Source organism: Sporosarcina sp. FSL K6-2383, from assembly GCF_038618305.1.
Taxonomy (GTDB): Bacteria; Bacillota; Bacilli; order Bacillales_A; family Planococcaceae; genus Sporosarcina.
This window is the reverse complement of sequence record NZ_CP152017.1, coordinates 1,652,170-1,671,048: the sequence shown is the minus strand read 5'-3', so window position 1 is coordinate 1,671,048 and position 18,879 is coordinate 1,652,170. Positions and strand designations below refer to the sequence as shown.

18 protein-coding genes and 1 pseudogene are annotated in these 18,879 nt (G+C 39.8%); 5 read left to right on the top strand and 14 right to left on the bottom strand.

The genetic code is table 11. From position 1 onward, the window contains the following. Positions 1–56: 56 nt before the first annotated feature. The 9 genes and pseudogenes from MKZ10_RS08325 to MKZ10_RS08285 form a co-directional block, all read right to left on the bottom strand. The gene (locus MKZ10_RS08325; protein ID WP_342509666.1) at positions 57–518 is read right to left on the bottom strand and encodes a hypothetical protein; all 462 of its coding nucleotides are present in this window, start codon (positions 516–518) and stop codon (positions 57–59) included. 3 nt (positions 519–521) lie between these two features. Further along, entirely contained in the window at positions 522–1,748 is a 1,227-nt protein-coding gene (locus tag MKZ10_RS08320) for a VanZ family protein (protein WP_342509664.1), read from the bottom strand. Between the two features lie 471 nt (positions 1,749–2,219). After that, complete coding sequence (locus tag MKZ10_RS08315; protein ID WP_342509662.1) at positions 2,220–2,735, bottom strand: hypothetical protein; 516 nt, start codon at positions 2,733–2,735, stop codon at positions 2,220–2,222. A gap of 15 nt (positions 2,736–2,750) precedes the next feature. Beyond that, positions 2,751–4,214 carry a YdiU family protein gene (locus MKZ10_RS08310; protein WP_342509660.1) on the bottom strand — a complete coding sequence of 488 codons (1,464 nt, stop codon included), beginning with the start codon at positions 4,212–4,214 and terminating at the stop codon, positions 2,751–2,753. 163 nt (positions 4,215–4,377) lie between these two features. Beyond that, positions 4,378–4,722, bottom strand: a complete 345-nt coding sequence (locus MKZ10_RS08305; protein WP_342509658.1) for a hypothetical protein — start codon at positions 4,720–4,722, stop codon at positions 4,378–4,380. Next, positions 4,712–5,047: a hypothetical protein gene (locus tag MKZ10_RS08300; RefSeq protein ID WP_342509656.1), complete on the bottom strand. Its 336-nt coding sequence runs from the start codon at positions 5,045–5,047 to the stop codon at positions 4,712–4,714. The genes MKZ10_RS08305 and MKZ10_RS08300 overlap by 11 nt, the downstream gene beginning before the upstream one ends. A 173-nt stretch (positions 5,048–5,220) precedes the next feature. Then, complete coding sequence (locus tag MKZ10_RS08295; RefSeq protein ID WP_342510097.1) at positions 5,221–5,904, bottom strand: FG-GAP-like repeat-containing protein; 684 nt, start codon at positions 5,902–5,904, stop codon at positions 5,221–5,223. Positions 5,905–6,098: 194 nt separating this feature from the next. Further along, positions 6,099–6,881 carry a YqhG family protein gene (locus MKZ10_RS08290; RefSeq protein ID WP_342509654.1) on the bottom strand — a complete coding sequence of 261 codons (783 nt, stop codon included), beginning with the start codon at positions 6,879–6,881 and terminating at the stop codon, positions 6,099–6,101. Then, positions 6,835–8,414, bottom strand: a pseudogene (locus MKZ10_RS08285) (SNF2-related protein). The gene MKZ10_RS08290 and the pseudogene MKZ10_RS08285 overlap by 47 nt, the downstream one beginning before the upstream one ends. Before the next feature lie 182 nt (positions 8,415–8,596). Between MKZ10_RS08285 and MKZ10_RS08280 the strand changes: the two are divergent. The 3 genes from MKZ10_RS08280 (at position 8,597) to MKZ10_RS08270 (ending at position 10,548) form a co-directional block, all read left to right on the top strand. After that, entirely contained in the window at positions 8,597–9,556 is a 960-nt protein-coding gene (locus MKZ10_RS08280; RefSeq protein ID WP_342509652.1) for an alpha/beta hydrolase, read from the top strand. 192 nt (positions 9,557–9,748) lie between these two features. Continuing rightward, positions 9,749–10,213, top strand: a complete 465-nt coding sequence (locus MKZ10_RS08275) for a DinB family protein (RefSeq protein WP_342509649.1) — start codon at positions 9,749–9,751, stop codon at positions 10,211–10,213. A gap of 155 nt (positions 10,214–10,368) precedes the next feature. Beyond that, on the top strand, positions 10,369–10,548 hold the full coding sequence (locus MKZ10_RS08270; protein WP_342509647.1) for a hypothetical protein: 180 nt from the start codon (positions 10,369–10,371) through the stop codon (positions 10,546–10,548). A 303-nt stretch (positions 10,549–10,851) separates the two neighbouring features. On the opposite strand, the gene MKZ10_RS08265 is transcribed toward MKZ10_RS08270, so the two are convergent. From MKZ10_RS08265 to MKZ10_RS08250, 4 genes are all read right to left on the bottom strand, one after another. After that, positions 10,852–13,221, bottom strand: a complete 2,370-nt coding sequence (locus MKZ10_RS08265; protein WP_342509645.1) for a bifunctional 2',3'-cyclic-nucleotide 2'-phosphodiesterase/3'-nucleotidase — start codon at positions 13,219–13,221, stop codon at positions 10,852–10,854. Between the two features lie 930 nt (positions 13,222–14,151). Continuing rightward, positions 14,152–14,613, bottom strand: coding sequence for a carboxymuconolactone decarboxylase family protein (locus MKZ10_RS08260; protein WP_342510095.1), 462 nt, complete (start codon positions 14,611–14,613; stop codon positions 14,152–14,154). Between the two features lie 306 nt (positions 14,614–14,919). Beyond that, positions 14,920–15,174 (bottom strand): YqkE family protein, encoded by a 255-nt coding sequence (locus MKZ10_RS08255; RefSeq protein ID WP_342509643.1) that lies wholly within the window; start codon positions 15,172–15,174, stop codon positions 14,920–14,922. Between the two features lie 20 nt (positions 15,175–15,194). Beyond that, on the bottom strand, positions 15,195–16,379 hold the full coding sequence (locus MKZ10_RS08250) for an acetyl-CoA C-acetyltransferase (protein ID WP_342509641.1): 1,185 nt from the start codon (positions 16,377–16,379) through the stop codon (positions 15,195–15,197). Positions 16,380–16,454: 75 nt separating this feature from the next. Between MKZ10_RS08250 and MKZ10_RS08245 the strand changes: the two genes are divergently transcribed. Together MKZ10_RS08245 and MKZ10_RS08240 are read left to right on the top strand one after the other, a co-directional pair. Further along, entirely contained in the window at positions 16,455–17,357 is a 903-nt protein-coding gene (locus tag MKZ10_RS08245; RefSeq protein ID WP_342509639.1) for a hydroxymethylglutaryl-CoA lyase, read from the top strand. A gap of 13 nt (positions 17,358–17,370) precedes the next feature. Then, a complete protein-coding gene (locus MKZ10_RS08240; RefSeq protein ID WP_342509637.1) occupies positions 17,371–18,297 on the top strand; it encodes an alpha/beta fold hydrolase in 927 nt (308 codons plus the stop codon). A gap of 47 nt (positions 18,298–18,344) precedes the next feature. Here the strand turns inward: MKZ10_RS08240 and MKZ10_RS08235 are convergent, their stop codons facing one another. Continuing rightward, complete coding sequence (locus tag MKZ10_RS08235) at positions 18,345–18,767, bottom strand: GNAT family N-acetyltransferase (RefSeq protein ID WP_342509635.1); 423 nt, start codon at positions 18,765–18,767, stop codon at positions 18,345–18,347. Between the last annotated feature and the right edge of the window lie 112 nt (positions 18,768–18,879).

The following is an 18,879-nucleotide window of genomic DNA, read 5'->3' as shown; positions in this document are numbered from 1 at the left end:
AACAGCTACATGCCTGTAATTATATTTTTTAAAATTGGATGATATAACTAACTCCATTAACCTTCCACAATCGCATAATATTTCAAAATTTCGCCTTCTGATTCTACGAGTAAAATAGGTCCTTCTTTTTCTATAGTTGAAAAAATCTTTGCACCGAGAGGTAGTTTATTCGACATTTTGTTTTCAAAGTTTGTATCTGTATCATTTCTAGTTTCTATTTCCCCAACCTGCTCACCTTTTGTCAAAGTTAGTTCTTCAACCCAATCAATTCCAGTCTGATAAATCACGCCATCGAACTGAAATATATCAGCTTCAGGGTCTAATGTTAAAACCTCTTCCGCATTGGGATTTTCAGTTTTATGAACTTTTTCTTTACCTCCATCCAATGAATTAGAACATCCAACAGCAATTAATAAAACGAAAATAGCCAAACCTAAAAATAATCTTGGCACTTTCCCCTCTCCTCCTCTCTTCACGAACGGAGTTACCATAACGTTGTTTTGAATCGATCTATGCATTTTCTAAACTCCTGGAATTAAGATCGTCATCTCTATTCCATCAGCTGTACCATGAAAGGCATAAACAGGTTGATAATAGCCTTTCAAGTCTAACTCATAGCTGACTTCCACTTTCTCAATATGTAAAGCTTCTATCCCACGACTTTCAGCGTAATATTTAAACTCTCCATCTAGCACTTCTTTATAAGCCTCTTGCCCGCTTTTTATTTGAATATCCCTTACCTTGTCATAAGTTATTAATCGATGATCTATTTCCTTCACCGTGTCATCGTTATAATAATTCACCAGTAAATAACCGTTTAGTAACTGGTTATCGATTACCTTGTAATCTACCGTCCACTTATAAGTACCCGTATCGACCTGTTGAAAATGCGCGTCTTGTGGAATAGCTATGCCGAATTTCGTTATATTTTCTATTAAGGTTTCTTCATCCGTGTCTTTCGGCTTTTTATCCTCGTCAAAGCCTGAAAAATCCTTATAACTATAACTTCCATCTAAATACCGAAACCATATATTATGGGATCTTTCATCTCTAATCCAATAAACACCTTCACTTTGATAAGAAATGACTTCCATATCAAATGTATCTAAATTCATTTCCCCAAAAAAGTCGATGACAAACTCATTCGCAGCAGTTTTCGTATAGCTAGGTACTTTATAAACCGGGACTATTCTACGCTGATCATCCAACTGGACATCCATCGTAATGGTTGCTTGTGTCATATTAGTTTTATGAATGGGTACGATGGAGAGATTTCCAAATTCCTTCAAATAGTAATATGTAAACATGCTGCCGGATAGGATAATCACTAGCAATAACGGTGAAAAGTAGAACAAGGATTGCTTGATTCCCTTTTCTTTGATGGTCATGAAGCCCATTATGATACCATACCCAATGATGGCACCCAGTAGATTATTAAATAAATCATCTACTTCAAAAATACCGTATCCTGTTAGTAACTGAACACTTTCAATGGAAAGAGTAAATAATGCGGCCATTCCGATTGTCCATCCTGCTTTTCGAAAACGGGCATGCAATAATGGCAAAAGGATACCGAATGGTACAAACATGAAGATATTTAAATACAGGAACTGCCAATCCCTTACACTAAAATCATACCAAGCTTCTCGGTACGAAGTAAAAAAAGATAAATTCATACTGCCCTGAAAGTTTGAACCTCTATTCAAAAAAGTCACGCCAATCACCATGATGACATAACCAATAAACAAGCCTACAAGGAATAACTGCTTCTTAGAAAGGCTTTTCTTCCCTCCCGAAAGCTTTTTATAGATAATGAAATACCCTAGAAAAAAGATAACCGCTAAAACAAGTACGGCTATTAATGCCAGTAAAAAATAATCTCTAACGATACTAATGATTTCTTATACTCTCATTTATTCTCTCCTTCTTACTTGACGCCACCATAGCTGATTTAATCACATTCCTCGAATCAAAATCTAGCACCTACAACGCAAATTTATTCAACAAATAGAAAAATATCCGTTCACCAAGTATAAGCGAACAGATGTAAAATATCCAAATATTTAACTATTTCATCCCAAATAGACTAGCTATGTGAAATGACTTCTTCTTCAAATTTGTGGATTATTTTGCGAGACTCGGATGATCCCTTCCAATACAGGAAACCATTTCGGGATTAAAAGTATCTTCACAGTGAACTGCCACATAGAGTACCGTTATCATATCCCCTTCAACACATCTAACGATTCTAAAACATGAGCCAGCAAATCTGCAATATCTGCCATATGTTCCTCAGTTATTTTAGACTTGAATGTCATGTCTATACTATTGAGATAATTGGACACTTGTTGCCCATGGACGAAACTCAATGTTTGCGTTAGCTGGGTATCGGTTTCCCAAATAGCGTTGAGTGCTTGCTCAATCTGCGGGCACTCGATGGCGACATTTTGAACAGTTTTGGTAAAGCGCACGGACAAGGTGCATCCTAGATTTTCTCCAGGTATTTCTAATATTTCTCCTGCTAGCTCTTTGATAGATGCTTGTAGTACAATTTCTGCTGTAACATCTCGTTGATCAACGAGATGAAATTGAATTGCAAAGTAGCGAGAAAGAATAGCAAAGTCCATGCGATCTACCCGATTGATAATCGTTATTTTTTCATCTCTATTATCTAAATCATAAATATGGTTTTCAAACGCTACTTTCAAATTTTCAAAAATGGTTGGATCGTACACATTGATTCCTCTCCCTTACGTCCCGCAATACGTATGATAAGGCCCTTCTGATTCGGGCAAAGTTGCATAATCCGCCTGTTCTGGAGAGTGCGCGTACGGATGTGACAGTACTTCGAGTAACTGCTCCATCACACTATAGTCTTCGTGCTCGACTGCTGCTTCAAGCGCTTCTTCTACCCGATGGTTGCGGGGAATGACTGCTGGATTGCTGCTGCGCATTAGCTGATGAACAAGTTCTTTTGATTCCTGCTGCCTATCGAGTCTTGCTTGCCACAAAGTATGCCACTCAGCAAATTCCGGCGTACCAAATAAGACACTCTCTTCCAACGTATCAAAAGTTAAAGCACGGAATGTATTTGTATAATCCACGCGATGCTGCTCCATCATACGAAGAAGGCTATCAATGAGGGCTGCATCCTGTTGCTCTTCATTAAAGATTCCCAGTTTCGATCGCATGCCAGCAAGCCAATTGGCGTAATAATGCTCAGGAAAATCTGAAATTGCATCCTGCGCTAGTTTTGCACCTTCCCCGTAATCTGTATGCAAGAGAGATATCAGACTTTCAGCGAAACGTGCGAGATTCCAGCCGACAATATTCGGTTGATTGCCATAGGCGTAGCGACTTTGAACGTCAATGGAGCTGAAAACGGTTGCCGGGTCATACGCATCCATGAACGCACATGGTCCATAATCAATCGTTTCCCCGCTAATTGTCGTGTTATCAGTATTCATTACCCCATGAATAAAACCAACTAGTTGCCATTTAGCAACGAGTATTGCCTGGCGCTGGATTACAACCTGTAACAATGCTAAATAGCGATTATCATCCATTTTTATATCAGGAAAATGGCGTTCTAATGCATAGTCAGCTAGCATGCGAAGTTCTTCGTCTGTTCCCCATTTTGCTGCATATTGAAAAGTACCTACACGTATATGGCTACTCGCGATACGTGTCAAAATGGCACCCGAGAGGTCAGTTTCACGGATGACAGATTCGCCCGTTGCCACCACGGCTAAACTGCGTGTCGTAGGAATACCAAGTGCATGCATCGCTTCACTGATAATATATTCGCGCAGCATTGGACCCAGTGCCGCACGACCATCACCACTGCGGGAATAAGCTGTTCGCCCCGAACCTTTTAGCTGAATATCAAACCGTTCACCTGAAGGGGTAATTTGTTCACCAATGAGCATCGCGCGGCCGTCTCCTAACATTGTAAAATGACCGAACTGATGGCCCGCATATGCTTGTGCTAGTGGCATAGCGCCTTCTGGAACTTCATTTCCCGCAAGTGCTACGATACCTTCTTCGCTTTGTAGCGCCTGCGCATCTAGCCCTAAGGATACCGCTAAGGAATCATTGAATATGATTAATTTCGGTTCCTGCACTGGATTCAAGTTCATTTTTGTGAAAAATCTATCTGGTAGATGAGCATAACTATTATCTAAATTCCATCCTGATTCTTGGTGTTTTGTCATGGGATCTCCTATCTTCTTACCTTTTTTAGACACATATATCTGAGTGTTACTTGTTTGTAGTGTCATCTTCTGTTTATTAATTATACCCTCTTTACAATTTACAATTTGATGACAGTAACAGATATTTACTGCTAAAAAACAGGTTCCTATATAGCATCATGGATTATTCTATGTGAGGCAACTCATCTATTTCTACAGACTCTGCACTTCGATATTTATCAGAAAGCACGTAATAATTTTCGTGATGAATATTTTGCCATTCTGTCTTTTTATATTTCACATATTTTAAACGTCTATTCACCTCGGCCATGTCCAAAGGCAAATAGTACTGTTGCTTCGCCCATGTAATGATCGATAAATATTCAGGATGCGTTGGATCTCGAAACACTTTTAAAAACTCCTCGTATCCAGGCGGACCGCCGACATCCTCTGGCGGCGCGGTCCCTTCTCCATCAAGCAATGTGGGATAGCCAAAATAATAATCATCTACAATTTCTTCAAGTACCACCTGAATCCTCCAGTCGTCTCCAAAATCTAAAATAGTTATGCTTTTCAAGATACGCATCGATTTTAATACGCTCTGGTTGCTTGACCGTTTTACCCGCATAACTCTTCCCTTTATATTCCTCTATAATCGATTCATTGTCGGTAATAAAATAATCATCAATCTCCATACCAAAAGAATGATATGGGGATAGCGTGCTTTGAAAATTTGTGACGTTTTGGATTGTTTCATGCAAACGGTTAAATGTCGCACCAGCTGGTAAAACGATGCGTCGCCAAATAAGTGGTGTAATGTCTTCGAAAGACAGTTTTAAAATATATGCTTTCATATGTCACCCTTGTCCTTTCTTCTTATCAAACATTTTTCTTCGACTTACTTCCTATTGAATATTTTAACGCATACTATCCAATACATCGAAGAAAAGACCTCTCGCATGTTCAATGAACATGCGAAAGGTCACGCGTGAATAATTCAGGGTACTGTACAATAACCTAAACTAAATCACTTAATATCTACACCAAGTACAGACACAGTTAGCCGATTTGAAATGAATTCAGTATCTTGCCACGACAAAATATTTTCAATATAGCCTAATGTATCCACATTGGTTGGTCCAATAATACGCTGCAAGGCCAATAAATCAAATTGATAGCTTTTATTATCCGTAATAATTGGATATAAGCCCCCTATGGCAAGGGCTCCACCTTGTACAGGATTTTTTAGTATCCCATTTTCATTGTAATACTGTGATAAATAATCGGATCCCTTAGTGCTGATGTCAATCATGAACAACACGTTAAGCTCGGAACTTTCCACACGCACTTTATAAAAATCCTCGTAATGTACTTGGAATGCGTATGTTCCATTGTAATTATCGACGTTAAACAGTTCCTGTACTCGATTATTTCTGAAGGAATAGATATAAAAGATACCATATCCCCCACTCCCGCCTGTATCCATACTCACCATAATATCAGGGATGCCATCTTTGTTAAAATCGCCAAGGAACAACCGCCCGTTATATCCTGCGTTATTTTTCAGATGAACAGTTGTACTTTTAGTCGACCGGCCATCTTGAATCACAAGCGTAATATTATCAGCAAAGATACCTGGCGGCCCATTGAATTGACCATATAAATAGACGGTGTCTAAAACACCATCCCCGTTTACATCCCCCATCTTCATATCCAGCAATGTACGATTCCCGTTAACCTCAATCCCTCCTGCTCAAATATAATCGTTGTTCATTGTATGATATGTCGATAAGGGCTATTTGATTTTCTTCCAAGGAATAAGTATCTAATTCTTACACATACAAAAAAGACCTTCCCATGTTCAGTGAACGTGCGAATGGTCTTAGCTATTTAGAATAAAATATTTCATTTCAAATAAAACACCCCACCATTGACAACATCAATGCTAATCCTCGCTTCATACTGCTGGTCCATTGCTTCTTTCTCAATCTCATAACAATCCGGCTTGTTGTCCACCTCTTCATAAAAGTATTCCAATACCCTTCGATCCTTTTGCCATCTCTTCTTCGCTTCTTCCGCCCATGAATGATCAGCTTGTTCGATGAAAGTATCTATTACAGCATCCAATCGTTCCAGGGCACGAATCGGCTTGATAATATAAGGGACATGAAACGTATAACCCGAAATCGTTACATCTAAATCTAGCCCACTTAACGATTCCTGAAAGTCTTCTACTACATAGCCCGTTAGTAAATTAATGCCTAATGAATACAAAACTTCTTTCGTTTGATCACTTGAATATGTTACCTTATAATTCACACCTAACCAGGGAGTTAAAATCGTTTGTTGACCAGTTGTATCGGGGACTCGTTCATACATCTGTACAAAAGAACCCATCTCCTTTGTGACTTGAAATAGTTGGCTAAGCCGAGGTGAACCAAAGTGGACAACTTCCCCTTTGATGTTATCCACAAGCTGATTTTTATCTGTAATCAACGTTAGTTTTGCTGGACGAGGTTCTTCACCCGTACTAGCTAAATAGTGCCAGTAAAAGGGACGATTCATTATTTTTTTATCCATCTCAATCGTTAATTGAACGTCGATACAATGATTATTATTACTTAAAATCGGACAGTTGTTTTCATTGAAAAATTGTTGTATATACTTGTGAATTTGCTGTGGGTACATGTTTGTCCTCCTTCAAATCGATTCCTTGTAAGTGGATAAAATATCATCTAACTCACCCACTACTTGTTCAAAGACGCCAATTTTTATATGCAATAAATCCAATATATGGTCTTCGATTGTATGCTGAATGGCTAAATTGTAAATATGAACATCATGCTCTTGCCCTAAACGGTGAACACGCCCAATGCGCTGCTCTAACTTCATGGGATTCCATGGTAAATCGTAGTTAATAACATGGTGGCAAAATTGCAGATTAATCCCTTCACTACCCGACTCCGTTGCTATGAGCACCTGCGCTTGTTCTTTAAACAGTTGCTTCATCCACTCCCGTTTACTTTTACTGAACTTTCCATTGAACAACACACTTGAAATGCCTTTTGAATATAAATACTCCTGCAAATAGTTCTGACTCGCACGATATTCCGTAAAAAGAATGACTTTATCATTTGCTTGCGTAATGATTTCATAAGCCTTTTCTGCTTTTGAATGAATAGCGAGTTCCTTCAATCTCTCCATAATTTCTTCCATTGGAGTAATCGCTTCAGGTTGACTGCATTCTTGACGCATTTTGGTTAACGTTTCGTAGACAGCTTCTCTACTGCTACACATCTCCCTTTGGAGAGTCATTTTGGAGAATGCATTCGAAAAATAATCTAATTGCGAAATCATATCGTAGACTTCTTGCTCCGCTTCGGTAAAATCAATCGGTATAATTTCAACATGCCGATTGGTCCAATCAATGCCTGTATCCTGCCTCCGATTTCGCACCATTACTTGATGCACCAATTCCTTTAAAAATTCATCATGTTCTACAGCATGTTTACGCGCAGAAAATGCCGCTTGGAACGTCTCATAATTGCCAAGATGCCCTGGTTTTAATAATGATATGAGATGAAATAGCTCAAACACATCATTTTGAATCGGTGTGGCTGTTAACAACAAACAAAACTTCTTCTTTAAATTTTGGACAAACTCATAGCTTTTTGTCTTATGGTTTTTTAATTTATGCGCTTCATCAATAATAATTAAATCATATTCTTGCGCATAGATATTTTCTTTATGCGGGCTCCTTTTAGCCATGTCGATACTCATGACGACAATCGCATAGTAGTTCAAATCATAATTTTTCTTATAGGGGAAAGCCGGGATATGAAATTTTTGATTTAGCTCATCCGTCCATTGATTGACAAGAGAAGCCGGGGCTAAAATGAGTGCTTTTTTCACAAGACCCCTAATCAAATACTCTTTCAAAATCAAACCCGCCTCAATCGTTTTTCCAAGTCCCACCTCATCCGCCAAAATCGCTTTGCCATTCATCCTTTCAATGACCGTTTCCGCCACTTCTAATTGATGTTGAAGAGGCGTTAGGTTCGATAAATACTTTGGCGATTGTAGCCCTCTGAAATCGGTTATCAAAGTCGTTTTAGCAACCTCATAACTCATTTTATATAATGTCCAGTTATCCCATGCCTCACGATTTTCTAAACGTTCGGTAAAGCCTTCTTTCCATTCAGACGACCTTTCAATTAACATCTCTATCACCTCATACAACTTTTGCTGTCTTCTAAGGTTGTCCTAAAATGAAGTTCTTATGTGAATATAAAAGTATTGGAAATGTTATGTAATCGTTAGGATTCTTTCATTTTCCACCGTTTTTCTACTATACTAATCATAAGCAACTAGCGTGCTTAAAGTTAGTATAGAGGAGAATGGGTATGATTCGAAAGCATTGGAAGAAGCTACTTGTTCTTTTAGTCATAATCTTCTTGGTGATTCAAGTCATCGGTAGCTTCTTTTTCTACGAGTTAGCCATTAAACGAGGACCAAAAGATTTCTTGCAGAACAATGCAGATTTAGAAGTATCAGATCAAACAATGGAACTCTTTTTGAACGGAGATTGGATAGATTGGGTAAACGTGCAGCAATTTGAACAACTTACGTTAACATCACGTGACGGCTTACAACTGTCAGGCTACTACTTACCAGCCTCCAAGCCAACAGATAAAGTAGTCGTTTTAACACATGGCTATTTAGGTCACGCAAAACAAATGGGGCTATTCGGACAGTATTATCATAACAATCTGGGCTACAATATTTTCATGCCTGATGCTCGAGGACATGGCAAAAGCGAAGGGAATTATTACGGGTTCGGCTGGCCTGATCGGATCGATTTAATTGATTGGACCCAGGCTTTAGTGAAGAAGCTAGGGCCAGATAGTAAAGTAGTCTACCACGGTTTATCAATGGGTGCTGCAACTGTTTTAATGGCTAGTGGAGAAGATGAATTTCCTCACCAGGTTAAGGCTATTATTGCAGACAGTCCATATATGTCTGTCTATCAGTTATTCGCGTATCAAATGAACCGTATGTTTTATCTGCCGGCATTTCCATTGTTAGATAGTACTAGTTTATTAACGAAAATCAGAGCCGGCTATTCATTCAGAGAGGCCAGCGCATTGAAAGCTGTGGAGAAGGCGGATGTCCCGATTTTGTATATTCATGGCGAGAGCGATACATTTGTTCCGACGAAATTGACAAAGGAATTGTATCAGCAAACTTCAAGTGATGCAGAACTTTTTCTTGTTCCGGGTGCGAACCATGGGGAGTCTTTTGCGTTGGCACAGGATGAATACAAAGTGAAAATAGATCATTTTCTTAGTCGTAATAATAATTAGGGTTGAATTGCAGTGAGTATGAGTAAAATATTTAAGGTACCTGGTACTTTTCATTTATTTCTTGAGATATGATTTACTGCATAGAATATAGAATTGGAAGATTCGTGCACACAGTGGATTATGCTAAACTTTTAAAGGAAATAGTACTTCGGAATAGAATAATAAGCTATATGAAAGACAGGGGGTTAGTAGATGAAACAACGCCATGAAATCTTTTTCAAACAACTAGAAAGCTTTAGGGGCTACCTGCTGAAAGTAGCGGATGTTACTGAGGATGAAGCAGAAATTATTCCTAAAGGATTCAATAATAATATACGGTGGAATCTCGGTCACGTTTACGTGGAACAGTATATGTGGATTGAGACTTTAACTAAGGCCACGGTTGACATCCCCAAGCAATTCAACGAATGGTTTGGATGGGGGACTTCTCCAGATAATTTTACAGATGAAACACCTTCGCTCGAAGAATTAATGACTTTACTTAAAGGACAACTTACAGAAATTAAGGGGACATATGGCGATAGATTAGAAGAATTATTTCCACCAACGAAAATGTGGGAGATGACTTCCATTGAGCAAGTCCTTCTTTGGACAAATTTTCACGAGGGTATGCATCTACAAACTATCATAGATATTAAAAAGTGTATGAATGCTTAATTGGGAATTTTTGCGAAATTTATCCACCGCGATGTTAGATTCACCACTCGCTTTGGATGCATTAATTCGCGCCTGCCACATGGCCCGCAGTTAAACTAAAGTACCAGGTTCCAAAACAGTTTGGAGTTGTTTCTGAACCTAGTACTCAAAATTAATTGTCTGAGCGACTGGTACCGGATATTACTAGTTTATTAACGAAAATCAGAGCCGGCTATTCATTCAGAGAAGCAAACGCACTGAAAGTTGTAGAAAAGGCACATGTCCCGATTTTGTATATTCATGGAGAGAGCGATACATTTGTTCCGACGAAATTGACAAAGGAATTGTATCAGTAAACTTCAAGTGATGCAGAACTTTTTCTTGTTCCAGATGCGAACTATGGGGAGTCTTTTGCATTGGTGTAAGATGAAAATGGAAAGGTTTCTTAGTCGGTATATTGAATATTTACTAGAGTGAAGGATGTTCTATTGTTGCATAAAAACTATACCAGGTTCCGTGCGATTTCGGAGCCTGGTATAGTCTTTTTGAAGTGGGGAGCTGTAAATTCTTTACGTGTTACGACATGTGTTTTTCCAAGCTATCTACATAAATAAAAATGTGCAAAGGGGCTACCCTCTTGCACATTTTTATTTACTCTATTATTTCTGTTTCAATGAATATTTCGCGAAACCTTCTTCAGCTGGAGCTAGGTATTCAATACCGCTCCCTTCTTGAACAAAGTCTTTCGCTTTTCCGGACGTTTCGAATGTCACATTGGCATTTTCACCGAATGAAGCAAATGTCCAGTTACCATCCGCAGATGGGTCGATTGTGCCAAGGTCAATCATATAATCCATAATGACTTGACGGTTTTCATATGCATAATCGATTTTCTCAGTTGCATTGCGTACACCAGGGAAATTTCCGCTCGCACGGTAGTTATTCGTTACAACTATGAATTGTTGCTTTGGATTGATTGGTTTTCCATCATATTGCAAATTAACAACTCGATTCGCATTTTCGTTAACCGTGTCACCCGAACCATCATATTTTGCAGGTTGTGTCACGTCGAACTCATAAGTGACGCCATCGATAACGTCAAAGTTATACGTCGGGAATCCGACGTTAATCAAATCTTGCTCTTTCGTTGAAGCAGCGTCTATATGTTTAAATTGACCAGCTGACATTTCAAGCCATTCTTTAATGTCAGCACCTGTCATAACAAGTGCAAAAACTGTATTGTCATAGACATACAAATCTGCAACATTTTTAATCGCGATTTCGCCTGTAGCGATGTCTGTGTAATAGCTTGCGCCCATGCGACCGCCCGCTTTAAACGGTGCGCCCGCAGAAAGAATTGGAAGCTCTCCATATTCCGTTCCTTTGATTTGTTGCTCAACATACCATGTTTGGGCATTATTCAAAATCTGGATAGATGAATCATCTTGCACCAATGCAAAATAGCTAGTAATTGGTGCCGTTGTTTTTCCGACTGGGCCGCGGACATACTCAATTGTTCCTTCGTGTGCTTCTTTAACCGCATCAATTACTTTCTGAACGACTACGTCTGAATCTTTATTGATTTGGCGAATTTCACCTTTTCCACTTACAACTGCCCATTGTTCCCCATCTTTTTTCAGTTCAAGATCGATAATGCCTAAATGGTCACCAAATTTACCTGGCATAACGATAGGCGTACCGTTTAGTGTCCCTTGCTCTTGATTCACATTGGGAAGATCTTTGAAGTCTCCAGGGAATAATGCATGGTTATGCCCTGTAATAACTGCATCGACACCATCAAGCTCTGTTATTTGATAAGCAACGTTCTCTTCGCCAACTTCGTGGATTTCATTACCCATTCCAGTGTGTGCTAACACAACGATGACGTCAGCGCCTTGCTCCTTCATTTCAGGAATGAATTTCTCAACAGAGTTTGCTGCATCTTCAGCAGTCACATCTCCTTCAAGGAGTGTACGATCCCATTGCATGATTCCCGGTGTTACAACACCGATAACACCAATATTCAACGTATGTGCAGCACCTTGTCCATCGATAACTTCTTTTTCAAGAATTACATAAGGTGTGTAACGGTTCTTCTTCGTTACAGCATCATAAATGTTTGCATTCAACATAGGAAATGGAGCGTCATTCAACACTTCGTCTAAATAATCTAGACCATAATTGAATTCGTGATTCCCTAACGTACCGCCATCATAATCAAGTGATGCAAGTGCAGCTATAGCTGGGTGAAGTTCGCCTTTTTCAAGCTTGTCCACAGTTACTTTATAACCAGCTAGCGGCGTTCCTTGAATCAAATCCCCATTATCGAAAAGAAGATTGTTCGGATTTTCCGTGCGAGCTTGTTCAATAAGAATAGCCGTTTTCGCAAGTCCGATGTCATTTGATACTTTGTCTTGATAGTAATCGTAGTGTACAAAGTTCGTATGTAAATCAGATGTTCCCAAAATCCGAAGTGAAACCGAATCTTTGGAAACTACCGGGCTATATACTTTTACCATTCGGTGAATAATTTTTGTAGCTTGCGTTTTCGTTACCAATTGTTCAGGTTTGACTGTACCGTCTTCAAATCCTTGCAATAGTCCAAGTCCAACACCTTTGGCAAGCTCCTTCAAGCTGTTTGTGTCGAAAGTTTTGTGATCTTTAAATTTAGTCAGTATATCAGTAGCATACGTTTCATCAGTTTTGATGGCACGAGATGTGATAATAAATGCATGTTCACGTGTCAACTTTTGATCAGGTTTAAAATTACCTTCTAGCGTTCCTTTTACAAGGCCAGCTTTATACGCAGCCTCCACATACGGTGCTAGTTTTTCATTAACATCCTTAAATTGAGCCGTCGCGCTATTACTAGTTTCTAGTTTAAGTGCATCGACAACTGCAGTAACGAATTCACCACGTGTCACATTTTGCGCCTTGGTAGCTGCGCTTGCTTGTGTTGCGAACGACAAACTACTGAATGTAAGTGCCATGATAGCAATCCACAATCCGGCTTTTTTCAACAAAGACATTGTTCCATCTCCCCTATTCTTCAAATTATCCACCTGCTTTCACACGAATTACCCCTACCAAACCACTTGAATGATAGCGCTTCATCAGTAGCATAACATGGGTTTGTAACTTTTGGATAACATAATTGATGTTCATGAAAGAACAGTTCATATGAACTATTTCGGATTCCGAATAAAACCTATTAACCAAAAGGAAATTGAGTCTTATAACTTATTGAAATTAAATGAAAATTAGATTAAACGATGAATATCATGAAGCGTTAACATCGTCTTTCCATCCGTATACTCTTTCTTACACGAAGTGAATTACTTCTAACAAATGCTTTTTTGCCGTTGGATGTTTCATCATCATGGATGCTTCCATCATTTATAGTAATTCATATTAACCCCTTAATCCTATCAATGTTTCACTAGAGCAACAGGGGCGTTTACTAAAAAGTCTTACCCCTTAAAATATCTTTTTTAAAAGTTTTGTTTAAAATGGTTTAGCTTTATGAAAGCCGGGTATATAAATAATACAAGGCGAAACGACTAGGAAGAACGACATTGTAGACGAGCAACCTACAATGATTTCCTACGATGAACTGCACAGCCTTGGCGGAAAATTTGCTTTACTGAAGATTAGATACACTCGTCAGGAACTGAAAGACCCATGTTCCATTCACTGAAGTGTGAACTATGCAGTAGAAGAAAAGTTTTTTGTGGAAGTGCAACTTGATGCCTGATTACAAAAAGAAAATCACATTGAATAACATGTGACATTCCAAATTGAATCGGCCATATCAAACTGCACAGACGAGTCTTGGGTAACTGATCGTCAGGAAGAACAGTTTGTATGATTGAAAAAAACCAAATTTTCCGAGTGCGACTCCCTTTTGCAGAGGGATAGAAAAAGCATGGTCCCCGGGGGCCATGCTTTTTCTTGTGCTATTATTTCTGCACCGCTGGCTGATAATCGCCCGGAACATTGTTCATAGCGATGGATAAGCGATTCCAGCTATTAATGGTGTTGATTAAAATAATTAAATCTACATATTGTTTTTCATCAAAGTGATTACGCACTTTTTTATATAATTCATCATCTACTCGACTTGTTGCAACGAGTGTCACAGCTTCGGTTAATTCTAATACAACTCGTTCAGCCTCACTATAAAAAGGTGCTTCGCGCCAAGCTTTGAGGCAGTAGATACGCTGTTCGGTTTCTCCAAATGCACGAGCATCCTTTGTATGCATATCTAGGCAATAGGCACAGCCATTCAATTGGGATGCTCGGATTTTAATGAGTTCAATCAATAGCACGTCAAATCCAGTTTTCTTCGCATAAGCCTCGAACTGTAGCATAATTTTATAAGCCTCTGGGGCTACTTGTGCCGCATTGATCCGTTGTTCCATCATTACACACCCCTTTTCATCAATCACGCCCCCGGCGTGATTGCGTCCGGATTTTGAATTGAGCTTGCTCAATTAACTCCCTTCAAAATCCGTGACATCCGCCGGAGGCTTGGGCCAACAGGATGTTGGTTACTCAGACGTTGTCGCAGGACGCGACGAAGTTAGTCTGAGTTCCCCCTATTCAGCCCGGGTTTGAACCCCCGCTGAATTACAAATCTAGTTCGCCTTCATCTCGCCACTTATACAAGTGGGAGACTTCTGTAGCTGACGCTTCGCTTGCAGTACAAAAGGATTTGCTGAATGAAGTTAAAATTTTGATCCACCGTATCCGTGCTCATCGAGTAGTTCCCCGAAACTTTTATTTTTTTCACGTTCTTTACGTTCCTGACGAACTTGCTCTTGGCGCTGTTCTTCTTTTGCTTGTTCAGCAGCAGATAATTGCTGTTTCGCCGCCTTCAATTTCGCAAGAACATCATCGTCAAGTGCATCTGAAAGTGTTAAGCCCTCATTTTCTATCTTTTTCGGGTGTGTTGGTGTTACTTGTTTACGTTTTTTAGCCATTTCCTCTCACCTGCTTTCAGTCATGGTCGCGTAACAATCGTTGCGACACCTTGTCCTCCACCGATGCATAGCGTTGCGAGTCCAGATTTGGCGTCTCGACGCTGCATTTCATGAAGAAGTGTGACGAGAATCCGTGCACCACTTGCACCGATTGGATGGCCAAGTGCGATTGCTCCACCATTAACGTTGAGTTTTTCTTTATCAAATCCAAGTTCTTTATCGACCGCAATCGATTGTGCTGCGAAAGCTTCATTTGCTTCAATCAAATCAATATCGGCTAGTTGTAAATTGGCTTTCCCTAGTGCCTTTTTAACAGCTTGTACAGGACCGATCCCCATAACTGCAGGATCGACACCCGCATTACCATTTGCCGCAATCGTTGCGAGCGGAGTCAAGCCAAGCTCGTCTGCCTTTGCTTTTGACATGATAACTAGTGCGGCTGCCCCATCGTTAATGCCAGAAGCATTTCCTGCCGTAACACTACCGTCTTTCTTAAATACTGGACGCAATTTTCCCAACTTATCCGCGGTTGTGCCAGCTTTGACGTATTCATCTGTATCAAAAATAATTGGCTCGCCTTTTCGTTGCGGAATAGCAACTGGCACAATTTCATCTTTAAATACGCCCGCCTCAATAGCAGCAGCTGCTTTCTGCTGTGACTGTGCAGAAAATGCATCCTGTTCTTCACGTGTAATCGCATAGTGGTCACATAAATTTTCAGCTGTAATACCCATATGATAATCATTAAATGCACACCATAAACCATCTGTAATCATACTGTCGATGATTTTTTGATCCCCCATTTTAAAGCCTTCTCTTCCATTTTTCAATAAGTAAGGTGCTTGACTCATATTTTCCATGCCGCCTGCAACAATAATGTCTGCATCCCCCGCGATGATGGCTTGACGTGCTAAGTGGACAGCCTTTAACCCCGAGCCGCACACTTTATTAATCGTTAAAGCCGGAACGGTTTCAGGCAATCCCGCTTTAATGGCTGCTTGACGTGCCGGATTTTGACCAAGTCCTGCTTGTAGTACATTCCCCATGATGACCTCATCGACACTGTCAGACGCCACTCCTGCGCGCTGCAACGCCTCTTGAATAGCAGTTGCCCCAAGATCTGTTGCTGCTACATCTTTCAGTGAACCTAAAAATGAACCGATTGCAGTTCGAACTGCACTGACAATCACAACTTCTGTTGACATTATTTTTCCCCCATTCTCTTAATTACGTTGCCTGTATACGCATCCCTCAGTACAATATACTAGAGGAGGGATGATATGTTCATTTTACCAAAAAACGTTACGATTATCGAGGTCGGTCCACGAGATGGACTGCAAAATGAAAAAAAATATGTCGAAACAGAGCAAAAACTAGAATTCATTCAGGCACTTCAAGGGGCAGGCATTACAGAAATGGAACTAACTTCATTCGTATCGCCGAAGTGGGTACCGCAAATGGCGGACGCTAAGGATATCATTGCTAACACGCCGCAGGTCGGACAACAATTCGTACTGACGCCCAATGCAAAAGGTGTCGAGCTAGCGCTCGAAGCAGATGTACAAAGTGTCGCGGTGTTCGTAGGGGTCAGTAATTCATTTAACAAAAAAAACATTAACCGTTCGACGGATGAAAGTATGGCTGCGCTTGAACCGGTCATTGCTAATTTAAAAGAAGCAGGTATTTTTGTCCGTGCTTGTATTTCTACTGCATTTTATTGTCCGTATGAGGGGAAGATAGATCCTAAAGATACACTCGCCCTATGCCGGCGCTTCGAAACTTTTGGGGTCGATGAATTAAGCGTGGCGGATACGATTGGTATGGCCAATCCACAGGAGAGTTATAACTTGTTTAGCATGTTGAAGGACGAACTTCCTGATATGCTCATGACAGCGCATTTTCATGATACGCGCAAAATGGCGATTGCTAATATTTTTGCTGCGCTACAGGCTGGAATTGATCGTTTTGACACATCGGCAGGTGGACTGGGCGGCTGTCCATTTGCACCCGGCGCGACAGGGAATGTAGCGACAGAGGATGTCGTACATATGCTTGATACACTTGGTATTACAACGGGCATTGATGTAAAAAAGATTTGTGAAGCAGTCAAAATGATTGCACCACATGTTTCACGGCCAATTGATACTGCTATGTACAGATTATTTGAAAACGGACAACTGTAAGGGGGGAGTGACGATGAGACGGCGTGCTCTATATATTACCGGTATACTTTCTGGTATTTTCACGACGTTGCTAACTATTTTCGGCATTCTTCTAACGAATAAAATGATGTTTTTGAAGCCGAAGAATCCTGATTTAATCATGAGACGTGAGATTTTGTCGAGACGTTTTGATGAATATTGGTATGAGACGGTGTGCAAGGATGATATGTGGATTGAATCACCGAACGGTTATCGTTTAAAAGCAGTCTTTTTAAAACCGCTGGAGACGACAAGGACCGTTGTCATTTGTCATGGTGTTACCGAAAATAAAATCAATTCAATGAAATATGCCCGTCTCTTCGAAAAGCTCGGCTTCAATTCTGTCGTGTTTGATCATCGACGGCATGGGGATTCTGGCGGTAAAACAACGAGTTTTGGCTATTATGAAAAAAGTGATTTGAAAGCAGTTGTCCAAGCGGTTCGCGAACGAATTGGCAAACGTGCATTGCTCGGTATTCATGGAGAGTCTATGGGAGCAGCTACGGCTATTTTGTATGCAGGCACTTATGAAGATGAAGCAAATTTTCTTGTGGCAGACTGCTCATTTTCCGATTTCACTGAACAAATTCTTCATATGTTACGGCTGGAAACCCCACTGCGTACTGCGATGGTTATCCGAATCGGCAATTTATTTTTGAAGATGCGTGATGGCTATTCGACGAATCTTGTTTCACCACGAGAGGTCGTTAAAAATATTACAATCCCTGCGCTGTTCATCCATAGCATGGAGGATGATTTCATCTTGCCTTACATGACTGAAGAATTGTATGAGGCAAAAGTTGGAGATAAAATGCTAAAATTATTCCCAAAAGGTGCTCATGCCAAATCATATAATGATAACCCATTCCAATATGAATTGACGGTTCGAGAATTTTTAGCTCGTTTTGGTTTTTCACAATGAAGAATTTCCCCACTTCGTGTTGATTATGAAGTGGGGCATTCTTGTGCTCAAAATAATCTTTTTTCTAAATAATACTGTTGAAAATCTTTAGTCGGATGTTCTTCAATAATGCCGACGATTTGATAGCCATACTTTTGATAAAAATCGGGGGCTTGAAAGCTGAAAGTATCTAGTTGAATCAGTTTACAATTATTTTCTCTTGCCGTTTTTTCTATCTGATCCAATAATTTTTTTCCGTAGCCTTTGCCTCTCAGTGATTCATCAACCCATAAAAAGTCGATATGCAGATGATACCAAAATATAGTCCCTGTGATTCCCCCGAGTATTTCTTCCTCTTCATTTCTAAGCATAAAGCTAATATTTTTAACTGGATGCTTTACTTCATCAGGTATTTTAGACAGATTATGTTTAATAACCTTTTTTCTAATATAGTCACTATCTTCCTGATTCCACTGCTGATTAATTTGCATATATTTACTCCTCTTTAAAAGTCAGAATTTCATCTTAACATATTGTGTGAAAGTATAGCTAATTTATTGGTAATAAAAAAACCACTCTTCTGTTAATCCCTAACAGAAAAAG